This window comes from Lactobacillus sp. UMNPBX15, from assembly GCF_002553785.1.
GTDB classification, from domain to species: Bacteria; Bacillota; Bacilli; order Lactobacillales; family Lactobacillaceae; genus Lactobacillus; species Lactobacillus crispatus.
Genome location: NZ_PCYV01000029.1, coordinates 1 through 19,187 on the forward strand (window position 1 = coordinate 1; position 19,187 = coordinate 19,187).

The 19,187-nt window shown below is 36.2% G+C and carries 15 protein-coding genes and 3 pseudogenes; 17 read left to right on the plus strand and 1 reads right to left on the minus strand.

From position 1 onward, the window contains the following. Positions 1–57: 57 nt before the first annotated feature. The 5 genes and pseudogenes from CP366_RS07625 to CP366_RS07645 all read left to right on the plus strand — a co-directional run. Positions 58–774 (plus strand): annotated as a pseudogene (locus CP366_RS07625) (beta-galactosidase trimerization domain-containing protein); the annotation flags it as partial. 367 nt (positions 775–1,141) lie between these two features. Beyond that, positions 1,142–2,305 carry a galactokinase gene (locus CP366_RS07630; RefSeq protein ID WP_089145407.1) on the plus strand — a complete coding sequence of 388 codons (1,164 nt, stop codon included), beginning with the start codon at positions 1,142–1,144 and terminating at the stop codon, positions 2,303–2,305. Positions 2,306–2,323: 18 nt separating this feature from the next. After that, positions 2,324–3,793, plus strand: a complete 1,470-nt coding sequence (locus CP366_RS07635; protein ID WP_089143255.1) for a UDP-glucose--hexose-1-phosphate uridylyltransferase — start codon at positions 2,324–2,326, stop codon at positions 3,791–3,793. Positions 3,794–3,915: 122 nt separating this feature from the next. Continuing rightward, positions 3,916–4,911 carry an aldose epimerase family protein gene (locus CP366_RS07640; protein ID WP_089148085.1) on the plus strand — a complete coding sequence of 332 codons (996 nt, stop codon included), beginning with the start codon at positions 3,916–3,918 and terminating at the stop codon, positions 4,909–4,911. 132 nt (positions 4,912–5,043) lie between these two features. Then, the gene (locus tag CP366_RS07645) at positions 5,044–5,277 is read left to right on the plus strand and encodes a hypothetical protein (RefSeq protein ID WP_005719540.1); all 234 of its coding nucleotides are present in this window, start codon (positions 5,044–5,046) and stop codon (positions 5,275–5,277) included. A 56-nt stretch (positions 5,278–5,333) separates the two neighbouring features. Here the strand turns inward: CP366_RS07645 and CP366_RS07650 are convergent, their stop codons facing one another. Next, positions 5,334–6,290, minus strand: coding sequence for a LacI family DNA-binding transcriptional regulator (locus CP366_RS07650; RefSeq protein WP_089147411.1), 957 nt, complete (start codon positions 6,288–6,290; stop codon positions 5,334–5,336). Between the two features lie 186 nt (positions 6,291–6,476). Between CP366_RS07650 and CP366_RS07655 the strand changes: the two genes are divergently transcribed. The 12 genes and pseudogenes from CP366_RS07655 to CP366_RS07710 all read left to right on the plus strand — a co-directional run bounded on the left by CP366_RS07655 (position 6,477) and on the right by CP366_RS07710 (position 19,168). Then, complete coding sequence (locus tag CP366_RS07655) at positions 6,477–7,733, plus strand: extracellular solute-binding protein (protein ID WP_035443690.1); 1,257 nt, start codon at positions 6,477–6,479, stop codon at positions 7,731–7,733. 12 nt (positions 7,734–7,745) lie between these two features. Continuing rightward, complete coding sequence (locus tag CP366_RS07660; RefSeq protein ID WP_089148084.1) at positions 7,746–8,621, plus strand: carbohydrate ABC transporter permease; 876 nt, start codon at positions 7,746–7,748, stop codon at positions 8,619–8,621. Between the two features lie 14 nt (positions 8,622–8,635). Continuing rightward, positions 8,636–9,469, plus strand: coding sequence for a carbohydrate ABC transporter permease (locus tag CP366_RS07665; protein WP_023488656.1), 834 nt, complete (start codon positions 8,636–8,638; stop codon positions 9,467–9,469). A 26-nt stretch (positions 9,470–9,495) separates the two neighbouring features. Further along, entirely contained in the window at positions 9,496–10,608 is a 1,113-nt protein-coding gene (locus CP366_RS07670; RefSeq protein ID WP_005719533.1) for an ABC transporter ATP-binding protein, read from the plus strand. 9 nt (positions 10,609–10,617) lie between these two features. Continuing rightward, positions 10,618–12,819: an alpha-galactosidase gene (locus CP366_RS07675; protein WP_089148083.1), complete on the plus strand. Its 2,202-nt coding sequence runs from the start codon at positions 10,618–10,620 to the stop codon at positions 12,817–12,819. Positions 12,820–12,830: 11 nt separating this feature from the next. Then, entirely contained in the window at positions 12,831–14,273 is a 1,443-nt protein-coding gene (gtfA, locus tag CP366_RS07680) for a sucrose phosphorylase (RefSeq protein ID WP_089148082.1), read from the plus strand. 174 nt (positions 14,274–14,447) lie between these two features. Further along, on the plus strand, positions 14,448–15,059 hold the full coding sequence (locus CP366_RS07685) for a GTP pyrophosphokinase family protein (protein WP_179210804.1): 612 nt from the start codon (positions 14,448–14,450) through the stop codon (positions 15,057–15,059). A 6-nt stretch (positions 15,060–15,065) separates the two neighbouring features. Beyond that, a pseudogene (locus CP366_RS07690) lies at positions 15,066–15,503 on the plus strand (response regulator transcription factor); the annotation flags it as partial. 69 nt (positions 15,504–15,572) lie between these two features. Beyond that, positions 15,573–16,214, plus strand: coding sequence for an IS607 family transposase (locus tag CP366_RS07695; protein WP_061204417.1), 642 nt, complete (start codon positions 15,573–15,575; stop codon positions 16,212–16,214). Continuing rightward, positions 16,195–17,439, plus strand: a complete 1,245-nt coding sequence (locus CP366_RS07700; RefSeq protein ID WP_223876140.1) for an RNA-guided endonuclease TnpB family protein — start codon at positions 16,195–16,197, stop codon at positions 17,437–17,439. Before CP366_RS07695 ends, CP366_RS07700 begins: the two co-directional genes overlap by 20 nt. Positions 17,440–17,633: 194 nt before the next feature. After that, a pseudogene (locus CP366_RS07705) lies at positions 17,634–17,882 on the plus strand (winged helix-turn-helix domain-containing protein); the annotation flags it as partial. An 8-nt stretch (positions 17,883–17,890) separates the two neighbouring features. After that, entirely contained in the window at positions 17,891–19,168 is a 1,278-nt protein-coding gene (locus tag CP366_RS07710; protein WP_089146089.1) for a cell wall metabolism sensor histidine kinase WalK, read from the plus strand. Positions 19,169–19,187: the final 19 nt, after the last annotated feature.

Genomic DNA, 19,187 nt, shown 5'->3' on the forward strand with positions numbered 1-19,187 from the left:
AACCCTTCTTTTTTTGTTATCTAATTTCTATTTACACAAGAATTTATACTGAACCATTATTATCGCCAGTTTTATGAACGAAATATTCCAACTGATGTAATTAGCGTTGATGATGACTTCAGTCAATATGACTTAGTGGTTGCCCCGGTTTTATACATGGTGAAAACTGGCTTGGCTGACAAGATCAATGCTTATGTTAAAAATGGTGGTGATTTCGTTACCAGCTACATGTCGGGCATGGTTAATGAAAGCGACAATGTTTATCTGGGCGGCTATCCTGGTCCGCTGAAGGATGTTACTGGCATTTGGGTTGAAGAAAGCGACGCAGTAGTGCCAGGTCACAAGACTTATGTTTCATTAAAGGATCAGAATTATGAAGCTGGTTTAGTCTGCGACTTGATTCACCCTGAAACTGCTAAAGTGTTGGCGAAATATGCTAATGAATTTTATCAAGGCACTGCCGCCATTACTGAAAATCAATATGGTCAAGGTAAAGCTTGGTATGTTGGTACTAAACTGGATCATGCTGGTTTAACTCAATTGTTCAATCATATTGTCTTGGCTGCTGACATTGAATCGTTAGTGGCCGCTGGCAATCAGCTTGAAGTGACGAAGCGAATTACTAAAGATGGCAAGGAATTATACTTCGTTTTGAATATGAGTAATGATGAACGTGAATTGCCAGAAAAATTTGCTGGGTATCAGGATATTTTGACTAATCAGCCAGCTCATAAACAAATGAAGGCTTGGGATGTGCAAGTGTTGGTTAAATAATTAGAATTAAAAGAGCATCATTCAACAGAGAAATTGTTAAATGATGCTTTTTTGTAATTATGTTAAAAAATAAGTTCACGTTTATATACGAACTCATCATGGTCGGTTTATTCTGGTGTCTGCCACCTGTTTGGCCCTTACATCCTAGTGAAATATCAGATTAACCATGAGCCGACCGTTCATAGGATTTATTCTTATATTTATTATATTTGAATAGTAGTTATAGGACAATAAAAGTATTTCTAGGAAAATAAAGTTAGATTTCGAATAAATATTTTATTTATTTGAGTAAACTATTTACTAAAAGAAACTGAAGAGATATACTAATAATTGAAAACGATTACAGAACGAATTTGAGGTAAAAACAATGAATAAGGAAGAATTACTTAAAGAATATGAGACAACTTTTGGTGAAAAAGGTAAGGATGTCTTTTTCTCACCTGGTCGAATCAACGTGATCGGTGAACACACTGACTACAATGGTGGTCATGTTTTCCCAGCTGCAATTAGTTTGGGTGTTTATGGTGTTTACGGCCCAAGAGAGGATAAAAAAGTTTGCTTGTTTTCTGGCAATGTTGATGGCGATATCGTGGAATTCGATATTGACGACACAACTGTTGAGAAAGATGATCGCTTTTGGGCTAACTACTTCAAGGGCATGATTACGTACTTACGTGAAAAATATGACAACATTGATCATGGTTTTAATCTTTATATCAAAGCCAATTTACCATCAGGTTCAGGGCTATCATCAAGTGCTGCCATTGAAATGCTAATGGGCATCATTTTAAAGGATGAATTTAACTTAGATGTTGACCGGATTGCTTTAGCCAAGATGGGTCAAAGAACAGAGAATGAATTTGTTGGCTTGAATTCAGGGATTATGGATCAATTTGCCTGCATTATGGGTAAAAAAGATAGTGCTATCTTCCTCGATTGCAATACATTAGATTATGAGTATAAGCCACTCGCTTTAGGCGATTACGAAATTATTATTATGGCAACTAACAAGCCACATACCTTAGCCGATTCTGCTTACAATGATCGTGTTCGTGAATGTCATGATGCAGTGAAGAAGTTGCAGGCTAAGTTAGATATTAAGACTTTAGGTGAGCTTGATAATGATACTTTTGATGAATATGCTTACCTGATTAATAATGAAACTGAAATTAAGCGTGCTCGTCATGCTGTTAGTGAAAACCAAAGAACTTTGCGGGCAACAAAGGCCATGCAAGATGGAGATTTGGAAAAATTGGGACGTTTGATTGATGCTTCACACGTTTCACTTCATTACAATTATGAAGTAACTGGTCAAGAACTAGATACTTTAGCTGAAGCTTCATGGGCTCAACCTGGCGTCTTGGGTGCAAGAATGATTGGCGGTGGCTTCGGTGGTAGTGCCATTGCAATCGTCAAGAAAGACCAAGCTGAGGCATTTAAGAAAAATGTTGGCAAGATTTACCGCGACAAGGTCGGTTACGATGCTAGCTTCTATGATGCGGAAATTGTTGATGGAACTAAGAGAATTTAATCAGACAAGAGGATAAGTATGAAAGTTATTGAAAAATTTGCGGATGAAGTTATTAATAGTGGAGCGTATGAGCCGCTCGATCGCGTATATGTGATTAACAAAATTCGCGCTTTAGTTGGCGATGAGGCAAGTAGCGTTGAAGCTAATGATGAACAAACTTCAGTTAAGCAATTAGTTGATTTAGCCGTGCAAAATAAAAAGATTTCGGATGATGTTACTTCACGTGAAGTTTTGAATGATCAACTATACGACTTGATAACGCCAACACCATCTAAAACTAATGGCATCTTTTGGCAAAAAATGCAAAAATCACCTGAAAAAGCAACAGATTGGTTTTATAAACTTTGCGAAAACAACAATTATGTCAAAAAGGAAGCAATTGCCAAGAATGTTGTATTCTCAGGGACCAGCTCTAAAGAACATGGCTTAGAAATTACAATTAATTTGTCTAAACCGGAAAAGGATCCTAAGGCAATTGCGGCAGCAGCTCATGCAACTGGTAAGAAATATCCTCAATGTGCACTTTGTCTAGAAAACGAGGGTTACCTTGGTGGATATGGCAAAAATGCTCGTTCAAATTTGAGAATTATTCGCATGAATATTGGTGGCCGCCCTTGGGGATTTCAGTATTCACCATATGCTTACTTCAATGAACATTGTATTTTCTTAGATCAAAAGCATATTCCAATGGTCATCAACCAACAAACTTTGATTAATTTGGTTGAAATTGAAAAGACGTTACCACATTATTTTGTTGGTTCAAATGCTGACTTGCCAATTGTTGGTGGGTCAATGTTAGCACATGAACACTATCAAGGCGGACGTCATACTTTTCCAATGATGAAAGCTAAGATTAAGAAAAATGTAGTCTTTGATGATTATCCTGAAGTGGTTGCTGGCATTGTTGATTGGCCAATGAGCGACTTGCGCTTGATTAGCGATAATTCGTTAGGTTTGATTGAATTGGGCGCTAAAATTATTAATTTCTGGGATCATTATTCAGATTCTGCTCGTCAAATTAAGGCTTTTGATGGTAAAACACGTCATCATACTGTGACTCCAATTATGCACCGTGAAGGCAAGAACTTCGTACTTGATCTAGTTTTGCGTGACAACAACACTAGTGAAAATTATCCGTTAGGTATTTTCCACCCACATAAAGAATTGTGGCATATTAAAAAGGAAAATATTGGCTTGATCGAAGTAATGGGCCGTGCTATTTTGCCAGGTCGGTTAAAGAGTGAACTTGAAGAAGTTAAAAAATACTGGTTGGGCCAAGATAATAAGATGGCTATTAGCCACAAAGAATGGGCCGATCAAATTAAAGCAGAGCAGAATATTACTGCCGAGAATGTTGACGCTGTGATGCAGCAAGCTTTAGTTGAAGTCTTTGAACAAGTATTGCAAGATGCTGGTGTTTTCAAGAATAATGCAGATGGCGATGAAGGCTGGGATAAGTTCATTACCGCTTTAACTAAGCAGATTTAACTCATCAATGTGTAAAACGAGATCTGTTGGATCTCGTTTTTTTGTTAGCGGTAACTCATATATTCTGATGGTTAAATAATTTATAATATTTATGAAAGCGAATACAAAAGAAGGGCAAGAGTATGAAGACAAGTTTTAGAAAATATGGCAGAAAAGATAATAAAGATCTTTGTGAAATCACACTAGAGAATGATCACGGTATGGTAGTTAAGGTATTGAACTATGGTGCTACATTGGAAAAGGTGTTGCTTGATGGTGAGAATATGATTTTGTCACTGGATAAGCCAGAAGATTACGACAAGGAGCGTAATTATCTAGGCGGTACGGTTGGACGTATTGCCGGAAGAGTGAGACGAGGTTTATGGCGGCACGGCTTAGAATTACATCAATTACCAATCAATGAAGGGCCTAACCACATTCATGGTGGTATTGGGACTGATACTGAAATTTGGAATTTTAGACCTAGTTGTAATGAAAAAGGTGCTCGTGTTGATTTAACACTTTTTGATCCAGATGGGCATAATGATTATCCTGGTAATTTAAAATTACACGCTCGTTATGAGTTAGATAATAACAATATTCTGCATTATTCATTGGGTGCCATGAGTGATAAGCTGACTATTTTTAATCCGGTTAACCATACTTTCTTCACATTAGGTGAAAAGAAAATGATTAATGACTTGCAACTGCAAATGAATGCTGATTATTATATTCCAGTTGATGAGACTGGCTTGCCTGATCGTGGTATGGAAAAAGTTGATGGAACAGCATTCGATTTTAGAAAGAAGAAGCGAGTTGGGGATGCATTGGAAGCTGATGATCCGCAAATTAAGAACCGCGATGGAATGGATCATCCATTTATCTTGAACGGTAATCAGCCGGGTGCAGTTCTGACTTCAGGCAAGCACAAGTTAACGGTCACGACTAATGCGCCATCTCTGATTCTGTACACTGGTAATGGCTTTGACCACACCGGCAAGTATACAGCTGACTTTGGTCCATATTGTGGGATTACGTTTGAAGCTCAAGTGCCGCCAGCAGAAGGTGATGATTTGGGACGCATCACGCTTTTACCTGGTGAAAAATTTAAGCGGACTGTTGATTGGAAGTTTGAATAAAAATATGGAGAACATCCTTACTGAATGAAGTGGTAGGGATGTTTCCTTCTTTGGATATTATGATTTGATTTTACAAGTAAATCCATATTAATATTTAAAATATTTAGAAATCAACTGAAAGGTATAGTAAAAATGATGACAAACGAAAAGATTATTGCTTTAGTCAAGGAAGAATATCTAAACAAGATTCCAAAAATTTTTCGCAAGCATGCTGTTGAAGGCACTTGCAAGTTAATCGCTAGAGAACATCCTGATTTATACAAGGCTTTTGAAGATGGTGAACCAACCGCAGAAGAAAAACAACAAATGACAGAGTTGATTAACGGGATTTTCGAACAAAGAATGAAAAAGCATAAGATGTTATAAAAAGACGCTGGAATGTAATGATTATTATATCGCTACATTCTAGCGTTTTTTTGATTTTAATTTTGATTTATTAAACTAACAGGTAGCGTATAAACACTTTCTAATGAAGCGGATGGGTCATTAATTTGGCGTAAGAGTAAATCACTCATTAATTCAGCAATTTCTTTTGTATGTTGCCGAGCGCTAATTAAATTTGGAAAAAGATTTTGAATTAAGTGAGTGCCATCAAAACCAGTGATTAAAGTGTCTTTTTTTAAGTAATCCGCACATTCTTTGGCTAATAACGCTGTAATATCATCGGTACAACATATCGCATCATAATTTTTATTCTTTAAAAATTGAAGAATGGCGATTTTTTTAGCAATAATTGAATCACTTGCACTGAGAGAACGAAGATCAAATTTAGCATTAAAAGTATTAAATACACGAATCATTCCTTTGATTCGATCACTTATCGGATAATAATCTTCTTTAGCCCCAGCAATAATAATAATTCTATTTTTCTTTTGCTTTAAAACAGATTGTGCAATTTGCATGCCTGCATCGTAGTTGTTAGATTGAACAGTCGGAATTTGAGGACTAATTTTACGGTCAAAGCTAACAATAGGAAACTTTATTTTTAGTCCTTTTTTAGGAATCTTAATAGGAGAGCTGGTAATCAATCCAGCAATTTCTTTTCGCTTAAAACGTTCTAAATAATAATTGATATCTTGAGATTGATAATGATCCAAATGAAGAATGGAATCATATCCTTTGTCTTGCAAATAAAAGGCTAAATATTCAAATAATTCAGAATAAAAAGGATTATTGATTTTTGGAAAATCAACCTCAATTAAATTTAATTTAGATGTAGTATTGACTGTATTTTTTGTTTTGTAGCCTAATTTTTTTATTGCTTCTTTAACCTTAAGAGCAGATTCAATACCTACATATCCATTTTGATTAATATATCTTGAAACTGTTGCTATCGAAACGTTTGCTTCTTTAGCTATATCTTTAATAGTAACTACCATATTTTTTCACTTCCTTATGTAAATATTACACATTTAAAATTCTATATCATAGTATTTTGACTTATTTAAATGTGTAAATTTATGTAAATCCATTGAAAACTGTAAATAGAAGTGTATGATGTAATTGTAAACATGATAGCGCTTACTTAAAGGAGAGCAATATTTGATCAAGAGGAGTGAAGATTTATGAAAAAGTGGCTAAAAAGAATGGCTTTAATTAGCTTAGTCGCTACGATGGCTTTAAGTTTGACAGCTTGTGGTCAAAATAAAAGCAGCAATTCTGGTAAAAAAGTGACAATTGAGTACTTTAACCAGAAAAAAGAAATGTCAGCAACTTTGAAAGAAATTATCAAAGACTTTGAAAAGAAAAATCCTGATATTCATGTCAAAGAAGTTGACGTTCCTAATGCAGGTACGGTTTTGAAAACAAGAATGCTTTCAGGAGATGTTCCTGATGTAATTAATATTTACCCACAAAATATTGATTTTCAGGAATGGGCAAAAGCAGGTTATTTTGAAGATATGACTCATGCTTCATATATTAAAAACATTAAAAATCACTATGCTGATTCTTTTAAAATTAACGGTAAGATTTACAACGCACCACTTAGTGCCAACGTTTACGGTTTCTTCTATAATGCAACTGAATTTAAGAGATTAGGAATTAAAGCTCCTAAGACTTGGGCTGAATTTGAACAAATTGTTAAAAAAATCAAGGCTAGTGGCAAGGCACCATTTGCTGTAGCTGGTACTGAACCTTGGACTTTAAACGGATATCACCAATTATCTTTAGCTACTGTTACAGGTGGTGCTAAGCAAGCTAACCAATTACTTAGGTTCTCAGCGCCTAACGGCATTAAAGTAAACAATCCTTATATTCAAAAAGATTTTACTAGATTGAACTTACTTCGTGAAAATGCACAACAAAATTGGCGTGGTGCTAGTTACAACGATGCTGTTGTTTCATTTGCTAATGGTAAAAGCTTGATTATGCCAAACGGTTCATGGGCATTACCTATGATCAATCAACAAAAGCCAAAATTTAAGGTTAGAACATTTGCTTTTCCAGCAGCAAAGGCTGGTCATGAAATGACAGTTGGTTCAGGCGACTTAGCTTTGTCTATTTCATCAAAGAGTAAGCACAAAAAGGCAGCAGAAAAGTTTGTAGCATATATGACAACACCTGCTGCAATGCAAAAGTACTATAACGTTGACGGAAGTCCTGTAGCCGTTAAAGGTGTAAAGCAAAAGGGAATTAATTCTCAATTGGGAGGCTTGTCTACTTTGGCTTTCACTAAACACGATATGGTTTGGTTAGCACAAGACTGGACTAGTGAGAATGATTTCTTCAATTTGACGGCTAGTTACCTGATGACTGGTAATAAGCAACAAATGGTAAATGATATGAACACCTTCTTCAATCCAATGAAGGCTTCTAACTAGGAGGATTAAAAAATGAAATCAAAAAGTTTTATTGAAAAACATTGGGGTTGGTTGTTTTTAATCATTCCATTGATTTTACAAGCAATTTTCTTCTATTTTCCACTATTTCAAGGTGCTTTTTACAGTTTTACTAATTGGACTGGTTTGACTTATAACTACAAGTTTGTAGGAATTAATAACTATAAATTATTGTTGATGGATCAAAACTTTGCTAAATCCATTGATTTTACTGCAATTCTAACTATTTCATTGATTATTGGTGAAATTGTAATAGGTATTTTAGTAGCTAGAGCATTAAACTCAAAGATCAAGGGTCAAACATTCTTTAGAGCCTGGTTCTTCTTCCCAGCTGTATTGTCAGGTTTGACAGTTGCTTTGATTTTTAAGCAAGTATTCAATTACGGTTTGCCAGCAATTGGTAATGCACTTCATATTGAATGGCTTCAAACAAGTTTATTAGGTACTAATACTGGTGCGGTAATTGCAACTATTTTCGTTTTGCTTTGGCAAGGTGTGGCAATGCCAATCATTATCTTTTTAGCGGGTTTACAAAGTATTCCCGATGAAATTAAAGAAGCTGCGGAGATGGACGGTGCTAATAGTCGTCAAATCTTCTGGAACATTGAATTGCCATACATGTTACCAAGTATTTCAATGGTCTTTATTTTGGCATTAAAGTCAGGTTTGACAGCCTTCGATCAAATCTTTGCAATGACTGCGGGTGGTCCTAACAACTCAACTACTTCACTTGGTTTGCTGGTTTATAACTATGCGTTTAACAATAACTCATTTGGTTACGCCAATGCGATTGCCATTGTCTTGTTCATCTTAATTGCTATTGTTTCATTCATTCAAATTAAGATTTCTAACAAGTATGCCGTTGATTAAAGAGGAGTATCAAAATGGAAAAAGAAAATAAATCAAAGAAGTTTTGGGACTATGCTTTACTGATTGTCGGTGGAATTCTGATTTTAATTCCATTGCTCTATACATTTTTAAGTTCATTTAAGACAACTAAGCAAATTATGAATCATTTCTTTGCTTGGCCAAATCCATGGACAACAGCTAACTTTCAAAGATTGTTTTCGGATGGAGTAATGGGTTACTTCTGGAACTCAATTGTCATTACGGTTTTATCAATTGTCTTAGTAATGATTTTCGTCCCAATGGCTGCTTACTCTATTGCTAGAAATATGTCAAAACATACAGCCTTTAATTGGATGTATATCTTGCTAATCATTGGTATCTTCGTACCATTCCAAGTAATTATGATTCCAATTACTGTCATGATGAGTAAGATTGGCTTAGCTAATATGTGGGGCTTGATTATTCTGTATTTAACTTATGCAGTTCCACAAACATTGTTCCTTTATGTAAGCTATATCAAACAGAGTGTTCCTGAAAGTTTGGATGAAGCAGCAGAAATTGACGGTGCTAATAAGATTACCGCATATTTCAAGATTATCTTCCCATTATTAAAACCAATGCATGCAACAACATTAATCATTAATGCAATGTGGTTCTGGAATGACTTTATGCTTCCACTGTTAATCTTGAACAAAGATTCAAAGATGTGGACATTGCCATTGTTCCAATACAACTATACAGGCCAGTATTTCAACGATTACGGTCCAAGTTTTGCTTCATATGTAGTAGGTATCATCACAATTACAATTGTTTACTTAATTTTCCAAAAGAATATTATTGCCGGTATGAGTAACGGTGCTGTGAAGTAGTTAAGAATAGAGACGAGGTTTTAACAATGGTTAAGGTAGATTTAGATCACGTATATAAAAAGTATGATGGTAATGATAAGTATTCAGTAACGGACTTTAATTTACATATTAAAGACGATGAATTTATCGTTTTTGTTGGGCCATCTGGGTGTGGTAAATCAACTACTTTAAGAATGATTGCTGGACTAGAGGATATTTCAAAGGGTACTTTGAAAATTGGTGGTAAAGTTATGAACGATGTTGCTCCAAAGAACCGTGACATTGCAATGGTATTCCAGAACTATGCTTTGTATCCTCACATGTCTGTTTATGACAACATGGCCTTTGGTTTGAAGTTGCGTAAGTATAGCAAGGAAGATATTGATAAGCGAGTACAACGTGCTGCAAAGATCTTGGGCTTGACAGATTACTTAAAGCGTAAGCCATCAGCACTTTCTGGTGGTCAACGTCAGCGTGTTGCTTTGGGACGTGCGATTGTGCGGGATGCTCCAATCTTTTTAATGGACGAACCTTTGTCAAACTTGGATGCTAAGCTTCGTGTAACAATGCGTGCCGAGATTGCTAAACTACACCAACAATTGAAGACAACTACTATTTATGTAACTCACGATCAAACTGAAGCTATGACCTTAGCTGATAGAATTGTCATTATTAAGGATGGTAAGCAACAACAAGTTGGTAGTCCACTTGAAGTATATAACAAACCAGCTAATGTCTTTGTTGCTGGTTTTATCGGTTCGCCTGCTATGAACTTCTTCCATGTAATTTTAAAGGATGGCAAGATCATTGATAAAGATAATCATGACTTTGAAATTCCAGTTCCAGAAGGTAAGTTAAAGGCATTAAAAGAAAAAGGATATGACGGAAAAGAGTTGATCTTTGGTATACGTCCAGAAGATGTTCATACTGAGCAAGTATTTTTAGAAACCTATCCAGACAATGTTGTTGAAGCTAAAGTGGTAGTTTCAGAATTGTTAGGTGCTGAAACTCAGCTTTATACTAAAGTTGGTAATACTGAATTGGTATCGAAGGTAGACCAGAGAGACTATGCTAAGCCTGGCAATATGGTAAAGATGGGCTTTGAAATGAATAAGGCGCACTTCTTTGATCCTGAAACTGAAGTAGCAGTTGAGAACTGAGGTTAAGTAATGACTAAAAACTTAATTACATTTGATGAAAAAAATAAAGTTTTTCATTTGCATAATGACCAAATTTCATATCTGATTTCAATTGAAGATGGTGGCACACTAAGTCACTTGTATTTCGGTAAAAGTATCAAAGCATATCATGGTGAATTGCGGTACCCACGACTTGATCGAGGCTTTTCGGGTAATTTACCCGGATCATTAGATCGTACTTTTTCAAAAGATTCTTTGCCACAAGAATACAGTAGTGCAGGCGAAATGGACTTTAGAACGCCAGCAATGATTGTGCGCCAACCAGACGGTTCTAATGCAGTATTTTTAACCTATGAAAATTATCAAATTGTGCCAGGAAAGCCTGAACTAAAAGGTTTGCCTCATGCATGGGCAAAGAATAAGGATGAAGCTGAAACTTTAATCATTACTTTAAAAGATAAGTTTAGTGAGCTGAGATTTGACTTGCTTTATACAATTTATCGTGATCGTTCGGTAATTGTGCGTTCGACTAAAGTTAGAAATGCTGGCAAGGAAACGGTAAAAATTGAAAAAGTAGCTTCGATGCAAATGGATTTCGTAGATCGTGACTTTGACATGATTACACTGCCAGGTGCCCATGCGCATGAAAGACGGGTTGAACGAAACAAGGTTAATCAAGGAATTCATGTTTATTCCAGCATTCGCGGCACTTCAAGTCACCAAATGAATCCATTTGTTGCTTTAGTTGATCAAGATACAAATGAGTTTGCTGGGGATGCATATGGTTTCGCCTTTGTTTACTCTGGCAATCACAAGTTTGAAGTAGAAAAAGATCCGTATGCGCAAACCAGGATTGTTGTTGGCATTAATGATTACAACTTTAGCTGGATGCTAAATGCGCAAGAGAGTTTCCAAACACCTGAAGTATTAATGATTTATTCAGATCAAGGTTTGAATAAGATGAGCCAAGCTTTCCATAGTATCATTCATGATCGCATTATGCGAAGCAAATACAAAGATCAGGTTCGGCCAATTGTGGTGAATAACTGGGAAGCAACTTACTTCGATTTTGATGAAGATAAGTTAAAGCCAATTGTTGATAAGGCTAAGGAATTAGGCATTGAGATGTTTGTGCTTGATGATGGTTGGTTTGGCCATCGCGATGATGATAATTCTTCCTTGGGCGATTGGCAGGTCTTTAAGAAAAAATTCCCTCATGGCCTAGATCACTTTGCCAATTACGTTCATCAGCAAGGGCTTAAGTTTGGTTTGTGGTTTGAACCAGAGATGATCTCAATTGATTCTAATTTGTATCAAAAGCATCCCGATTATTTGATGCATGTTCCTGGAAGAACACCAAGTCCAGCTCGTAACCAATACTTGCTTGATTTAGGCCGAGCAGAAGTACGTAATAATATTTTTGACCAAATGAAAGCAATTCTTGACTCAGGCAAGATTGACTACATTAAGTGGGATATGAATCGCCACTTGTCTGATATTTACCAAGCTGATTTGCCAGCAGATCGACAAGGCGAAGTCTATCACCGTTATGTATTAGGTCTATATAATTTACTTGAAAAAATTGTTGATCGTTATCCTGACCTCCTAATTGAAGGCTGCTCAGGTGGTGGTGGGCGTTTTGATGCAGGCATGGCCTATTACAACCCACAAATCTGGGCTAGTGATGATAGTGATGCAATTGATCGCTTAAGCATTCAATATGGCACTAGTTTAGTCTATCCACAATCAATGATGACTTCACATGTTTCGGTTAGTCCTAATGAGCAAAATGGCCGGATTACGCCGTTTAAGACGCGTGGTATTGTCGCAATGTGGGGGGATTTAGGTTACGAGCTTGATTTAACTAAATTAAGCGAATCAGATCAAAAGGCTGTTGCTGAGCAAGTAGCTGAATATAAGAAAATTAGAGCAGTTACTCAATATGGTACTTTTTATCGCTTGAAAAATGCGCAAGAAGGCAACCAATGTGCATGGGAAACTGTTTCAGCTGATAAAAACGAAGTAATTTTATCAACAGTTAAGGTCATGGCCAGTGCACAGCCATACTTCACTAAGACTAAATTAGTTGGTCTTGATCCAAATAAACAGTATGAAGATCAGGTAACCCACCAAGTATATGGCGGTGACGAATTGATGAACCTGGGAATTTATGATCCGGTTGAACACGGCGATTTCATGGCTTATCAGTATCACTTTAAAGCAATTAACTGAGGAAGTTTGTAATGGCAATTAAAAACAAAGTAATGTTGATTACTTACCCTGATAGTTTAGGTAAGAATCTAAAAGAATTAAATGAAGTTTTACATGAGGAATTAAAAGGCGCAGTTGGTGGCATTCACTTGTTGCCGTTTTTCCCATCAACTGGTGATCGCGGCTTTGCTCCAACTGACTACACGACAGTAGATCCTAAATTTGGCGATTGGTCAGACGTTGAGAAGTTAGGCGAAGAATATTACTTAATGTTTGACTTTATGATTAATCATATTTCGCGCCATTCCAAGTATTATGAAGATTTCCAAAAGAATAAAGACCAAAGTCCTTATGCAGATTTATTCTTAAGCTGGGATAAATTCTGGCCAAAAGGTCGTCCGACCAAAGAAGATGTGGACTTAATCTATAAAAGAAAAGATCGTGCCCCATATCAAGAAATTACTTTTGCCGATGGAACGAAAGAAAAACTTTGGAATACTTTTGGTCCGGAACAAATTGATCTTGATGTGCGTAAGCGAGTAACACAAAAATTTATTAAAGAGACCTTAGTTAGCCTAATTCATCACGGAGCCGATATTATTCGATTGGATGCCTTTGCTTATGCTGTCAAAAAGCTAGATAGTAATGATTTCTTCGTAGAACCAGAAATCTGGGATTTGCTTAAGCAAGTACAAGATGATATTGCCGATGAAGGTGCAACAATTTTACCAGAAATTCATGAACACTATTCAATGCCGTTCAAGATTGCTAAACATGATTACTTTATCTATGATTTTGCTTTGCCAATGGTTACTTTGTACTCAATATATTCTGGTAAAAGCAATCGCTTGGCAGCTTGGCTGAAAAAGTGTCCAATGAAACAGTTTACGACTTTGGATACACATGACGGAATAGGTGTAGTTGATGCCCGTGATATTCTCTCTCCTGAAGAAATCAATTATACCAGTCAAGAGCTCTATCAAGTTGGTGCTAATGTAAAGAAGAAGTATTCTAGTGCTGAATACCATAATCTTGATATCTACCAAATTAATACTACTTTTTACTCTGCTTTAGGCGATGATGATCAGAAATACTTCATGGCACGGTTATTGCAAGTCTTTGCGCCAGGGATCCCGCAAGTTTATTACGTGGGGATGCTGGCTGGCAAGAATGATCTTGAATTACTAGAAAAAACTAAGGAAGGACGCAACATTAATCGACATTATTATAGTCGCCAAGAAGTAGCTGAAGAGGTTAAACGTCCGGTAGTTAGTTCACTCTTAAAATTATTTACTTTTAGAAATACTGAACCTGCCTTCGATCTTGATGGTTCAATTGAAATTTCTACTCCAAATGAAAATGAAATCCAAATTATTCGTAAAAATAAAGAGCAAACTAGCCAAGCAGAATTAAAGGCTAATTTAAAAGATTTAACTTATCAAGTTGTAGTTAACGGCAAAGAAATTAAATTTTAATCTTTTCCCTCTAGACCAAAAATAAATAATAGCAATATAAATAAGCAATCCTGCTCAATTTGAGTATAGGTTGCTTATTTTGGTTACTAACAACTTATCACAAAATAAATTAGCTTTATTCAAATAAAAATCAAATAATCTTGTTATGCTTAAAGAGGGAAGAAGGGATAAATGTTGAATATTTACGGGAAATACGCCCCAACTTTAGATAAATTGCTTGGCCAAATGATGGCGCAGTTTGAGCAGTTAAATAAAAATTATGAAAAAGAACACGGCGAACGACTTTATGAACATTTACGTGGTCGGGTAAAAAGTGAAGCTAGTATGGAAGGTAAATGCCAAAGAAAAAATTTACCATTGACGCCACAATCAGCTTTGCGTGTTAACCGTGATAGTGTTGGTCTCCGTGTAGTTTGCAATTTTATTGATGATATTTATACTTGCATTGACTTTATTAAACAATGGGATAATGTCAGTGTCTATCAGGAAAAAGATTATATTACTAATGCTAAACCGAACGGTTATCGTTCATATCATATGATTCTTGATATGACTATACCCTATGAGGATGTTGACGGTAATATACCGGGTCATTATTTTGTTGAAGTGCAGCTAAGAACTATCGCCATGGATACTTGGGCAAGTCTAGAACATGAAATGAAATACAAGCACAAGATTAAGAATCCTGAGATGATTGGCGAAGAATTAAAAAGAGTAGCAGATGAATTAGCTTCTTGTGATGTATCAATGCAGACGATTCGACAATTAATTAGGGAAGAGGATTAGTAATTAATGAAGATTTTAGTAGCAGAAGATGAACCACAGCTATTGCGTGTTTTAACCGTTGCCATGGAACATGCTGGTTATGATGTTGATCCAGTAGACAATGGACTAAAGGCAGTAGAACATGCTAAAGAAAATTCTTATGACGTAATTATGTTAGATATCATGATGCCAGTCATGGATGGAATTACTGCTTTGAAAAAGATCCGTGAGAGTGGCGACAAGACTTATATTTTAATGTTGACCGCTAAGGCCGAGGTTGATGACCGAGTAACTGGACTTGATAGTGGTGCTGATGATTATTTGACTAAGCCGTTTTCACTTAAGGAATTGCTAGCACGGCTGCGTTCAAAAGAACGTCGAGAAGATGATTTTACACCTAATAAATTGGAATTAGGAGATGTAACTTTAAATGTATCTAAGCAAGAGTTAATTACTAGTACATCAAAGCATATATAGTTGTATATGATAATCTATAATTATAAAATAGACTTATTGAAAGGGTAAGTTTATTTTATGGAAAAAATTTTAAAAATTGGCGAAGCTGCTAAAATGCTTGGCGTTCAAGTTCATACTCTGCAAGTTTGGGATAAAACTGGAAAGCTTAAAGCTCATCGTACTCCAACCAATCAGCGTTTTTACTATGAATCTGAAATTCGAAAAGTTATAGGATTGCCGACTGAACCGCCAATAAAAAGGATCAATGTTGCTTATGCTCGTGTGTCTTCACATGGTCAAAAGAATGACTTAGCTCGACAGCTTGAGTATATTAAAAATTTTGCACAAGGCAATCAAATACCTCTTGATCGTGAAATAACCGACATTGGCTCAGGTTTAAACTATAAAAGATCTAAGTGGAATAATCTCCTTGAAGATGTTGAAAATAAGAAAATAGCTAATATCTACATCACCTATAGAGACAGATTTGTAAGATTCGGGTTTGACTGGTTCGAACGATTTTGCAAGCGTCATGGTACTAATATTGTTGTTTTAAATGATGTTGATACTTCACCAGACAAAGAATTGGTTAGCGATTTAACATCAATCATACACGTATTTTCATGCCGACTTTATGGTTTAAGAAGATATGAAAAGAAAATCGAAAACGATAAGCATTTGAAAGGAGATGAAAATAAGAATGACAAGGATAGTGACTAGAACCTATCGTCTTTATCCAGACAAAACCATGAAAATTGTGCTTGATCAGCTTTGCGATTATCGCAGATGCTGCTGGAATCAAGCATTGGAATTATGGAATGATCTTTATGATGACAGAAGAATTCTGCCTTTTTACGCTTATCGCTTTGTTCCTAATAAGAATGGCATCAAAGAAGAAAAGATTAATCTTAAGACAATGCCCAATTGGCGTCTGGTTCGCAACATGATGGTTGAGCAGAAGCAGGACTGGCAATATCAGTATTCTGCGCATTTGCTTCAACTGGCGGTTCAAGATTTAGGCAAAGCCTGGCAGGCATTTTTTGATAAATCACAAGCCAGACAAGGCAAACCCGGCTTTAAGTCCAAGAAGCTTCCTAAACAGGGTTTTAAAAGCGATCAAGCAAAGTTAAAAGACGGCTTGCTCTATCTTGAAAAATCACGAGAATACAAAGGCGAATGGCATCCAATCAAATTTAAAGGCAGAATACTTTCTGACAAGTTTGGCGTTCTTTCTATTACAAGAAAGAACGATAAATATTACCTGTCCATTCCTTTCAAGGTTGAAGATGCCAAGCCTTGGCCAAAGTCTGGAAAATATACAGCAGTTGATGTCAATGTCGGCCACTTCAATTATACTGAGGGCAAGCAATTGGTTCTGCCCAAAAGCCTGACTAAATCATATAAGAAGATTGCATTCTATCAAAGAATGCTGGCTAAAAAGAGAACCGTCAATGGTCTGATTAAAGGCACGCAATCAAACAGATACGCTAAAGCGAGAGCCAAGCTGCAGCGTGAGTATGAAAAGTGTGCCAATATCCAAAAGGACCTGATGCATAAGTTCACTATTAAACTGGTTAAAGACTATGACAAGATCGTCATTGAAGAGCTGTCGGTTAAAGACATGCTCATGAGTCACGCAGCTTCTAAAGGCGTGCATCGGTCTATGTTTGGAACTTTCAGACAGCTTTTGGCTTATAAGTGTGAATGGTATGGCAAGGAATTGATTGTTGCCAACAAGCTTTATCCATCAACGCAAAGATGTGCCAATTGCGGATTCGTCAAAAAAGGCGATGAAAAGATCACCTTGCAAGGCAATCAAAAGCATGGCACCAAGCACAATGAATATGTCTGCTACAAATGCGGATATAAAAATGACCGCGATCAAAACGCGGTCAAAAACCTGTATGCTTTAATTGAGCATCCGGAGCTGAACAAAGCAGCTTAAAGATAAAACAAATTATTAAAAACGAGGCTGGGCTTACAGCCTTTATGTCGGAAGAGTCGGTCAATGCGATTGCCTCACTGGATGAGATATCGGAATACTGATGAGGACGCCGATAAGAAAAATGCAAATACGTTAGACCATAATGCGTACAAATTAAACAAGATACTGTACACATTTATATACATTTTTCATAGCAGTTAGTTAGTCATAACTCAATTCGTTTGAGCGGAACTGAGACCCAGTTGATGAATTACTTTTTATTAAATCAAAATAAGGAATTATCAACGGAAGAATTGCTTAATCATGTTTGGAAAAATGATATTGATGCAAACGCTGATGTAGTTTGGATTTATATTTCATACTTGCGACAAAAACTGAAGTCAATTCAAAGTTCAGTTCGAATTGAAGGCGATAAGGCTGGCTCGTATAAGTTAGTTAAGTAGGTGAGCAGATGATTCAAAAATTTCGTTGGAAGTTTATTGGTACTTCTGTTGCTGCCTTATTTGTAGTCCTATTGTTGACCTTAGGCGGCTTAGTTTGGGTGACTCATGTTCAAAGTCAAAATGAAGTCGATCGGGTGCTGATAGCTTTAGTTAAAAATGAAGGACATTTATCACCTAAAAATGCCAAGCCAGCTTTTGGTGACCAACGCGATCCAATTAATCGCAATTTTTTAGGTGGGCAATATAATCCTGAAGCGGTTTATCAGTATCGCTATTTTGCAGTAATGATTGATGAAAGTCATCGCGTACATGTGATCAACGATAATAATGTTTACAAGGTTAATAATTCTAAGATTCAGAATATTACCAGAGCAGCTTTAGAAAATGGAGACAAAAGCGGTGTAGTCGCCCTAGGGCAAAATCAATATGCCTTCAGAGTTGCTAAAAATTCTACTGGTGAAACGATGATTGTCTTTTTAAATGAGACCCTAATTTTTAATCGTTTTTGGTTATTATTCAGGGTAGCTTTAGTTTTAGGATTAGGAGCTTTGATTGTCTTCGCTTTAGTTTTGATTTTAGTTTCAGGTAAAGCAATCAAGCCTACTGTTGATGCTTATCATAAGCAGCAGGAGTTTATTACTAATGCTGGTCATGAATTAAAAACACCATTAGCAGTTATTTCAGCGAATACAGAAATGGAAGAGATGCTTGGCAATAATTCTGAATGGAATGAAAGCAATAAAGAGCAAGTAGCAAAATTAACCAAATTAATTAATCGTTTGATTTCGTTAGCTCGTACCGGCGAGATGGGTGAACTTACCTTAAGTAAAATTGATTTTTCAAAAATTGTTGAAGAAACGACTAAAGATTTTAAATCAGTCATGAAGAAGAATGACTTAGTTTATCAAGTATCGGTGCGTGAAGGGCTGAATGTTTTAGCTGAAAAACATACTTTAGCTGAGATAGTTAACATCCTATTGGACAATGCCCAGAAATATTGTGATCCTCATGGCAAGATTCAGGTAAAATTGACTAAAGGTGGTACCTTAAGTAAATATGCAGTTTTGCGGGTAGAAAATACTTATCGTGAAGGTAAAGGCAAAGACTATAGTCATTTCTTTGATCGCTTTTATCGTGATGATAAGTCACATAATTCTAAGAAAGGTGGCTTTGGCATTGGTCTAGCCATGGCACAGGAATTAGTGGAAGCTTTTCATGGTAAAATTTCGGCCCACCACAAAGGTGAAGACATTGTTTTTACTGTTAGTTTAAAAATTGCTAAATGATCATTCTGTGATAGTTGTA

Coding starts and splice junctions, on each gene's coding strand:
- CP366_RS07640 (WP_089148085.1), top strand. CDS start 3,916: ATGAAGACAAGTTTTAGAAAATATGGCAGAAAAGATAATAAAGATCTT.
- CP366_RS07630 (WP_089145407.1), top strand. CDS start 1,142: ATGAATAAGGAAGAATTACTTAAAGAATATGAGACAACTTTTGGTGAA.
- CP366_RS07700 (WP_223876140.1), top strand. CDS start 16,195: ATGACAAGGATAGTGACTAGAACCTATCGTCTTTATCCAGACAAAACC.
- CP366_RS07635 (WP_089143255.1), top strand. CDS start 2,324: ATGAAAGTTATTGAAAAATTTGCGGATGAAGTTATTAATAGTGGAGCG.
- CP366_RS07695 (WP_061204417.1), top strand. CDS start 15,573: ATGGAAAAAATTTTAAAAATTGGCGAAGCTGCTAAAATGCTTGGCGTT.
- CP366_RS07665 (WP_023488656.1), top strand. CDS start 8,636: ATGGAAAAAGAAAATAAATCAAAGAAGTTTTGGGACTATGCTTTACTG.
- CP366_RS07655 (WP_035443690.1), top strand. CDS start 6,477: ATGAAAAAGTGGCTAAAAAGAATGGCTTTAATTAGCTTAGTCGCTACG.
- gtfA (WP_089148082.1), top strand. CDS start 12,831: ATGGCAATTAAAAACAAAGTAATGTTGATTACTTACCCTGATAGTTTA.
- CP366_RS07650 (WP_089147411.1), bottom strand. CDS start 6,290: ATGGTAGTTACTATTAAAGATATAGCTAAAGAAGCAAACGTTTCGATA.
- CP366_RS07675 (WP_089148083.1), top strand. CDS start 10,618: ATGACTAAAAACTTAATTACATTTGATGAAAAAAATAAAGTTTTTCAT.
- CP366_RS07670 (WP_005719533.1), top strand. CDS start 9,496: ATGGTTAAGGTAGATTTAGATCACGTATATAAAAAGTATGATGGTAAT.
- CP366_RS07660 (WP_089148084.1), top strand. CDS start 7,746: ATGAAATCAAAAAGTTTTATTGAAAAACATTGGGGTTGGTTGTTTTTA.
- CP366_RS07645 (WP_005719540.1), top strand. CDS start 5,044: ATGATGACAAACGAAAAGATTATTGCTTTAGTCAAGGAAGAATATCTA.
- CP366_RS07710 (WP_089146089.1), top strand. CDS start 17,891: ATGATTCAAAAATTTCGTTGGAAGTTTATTGGTACTTCTGTTGCTGCC.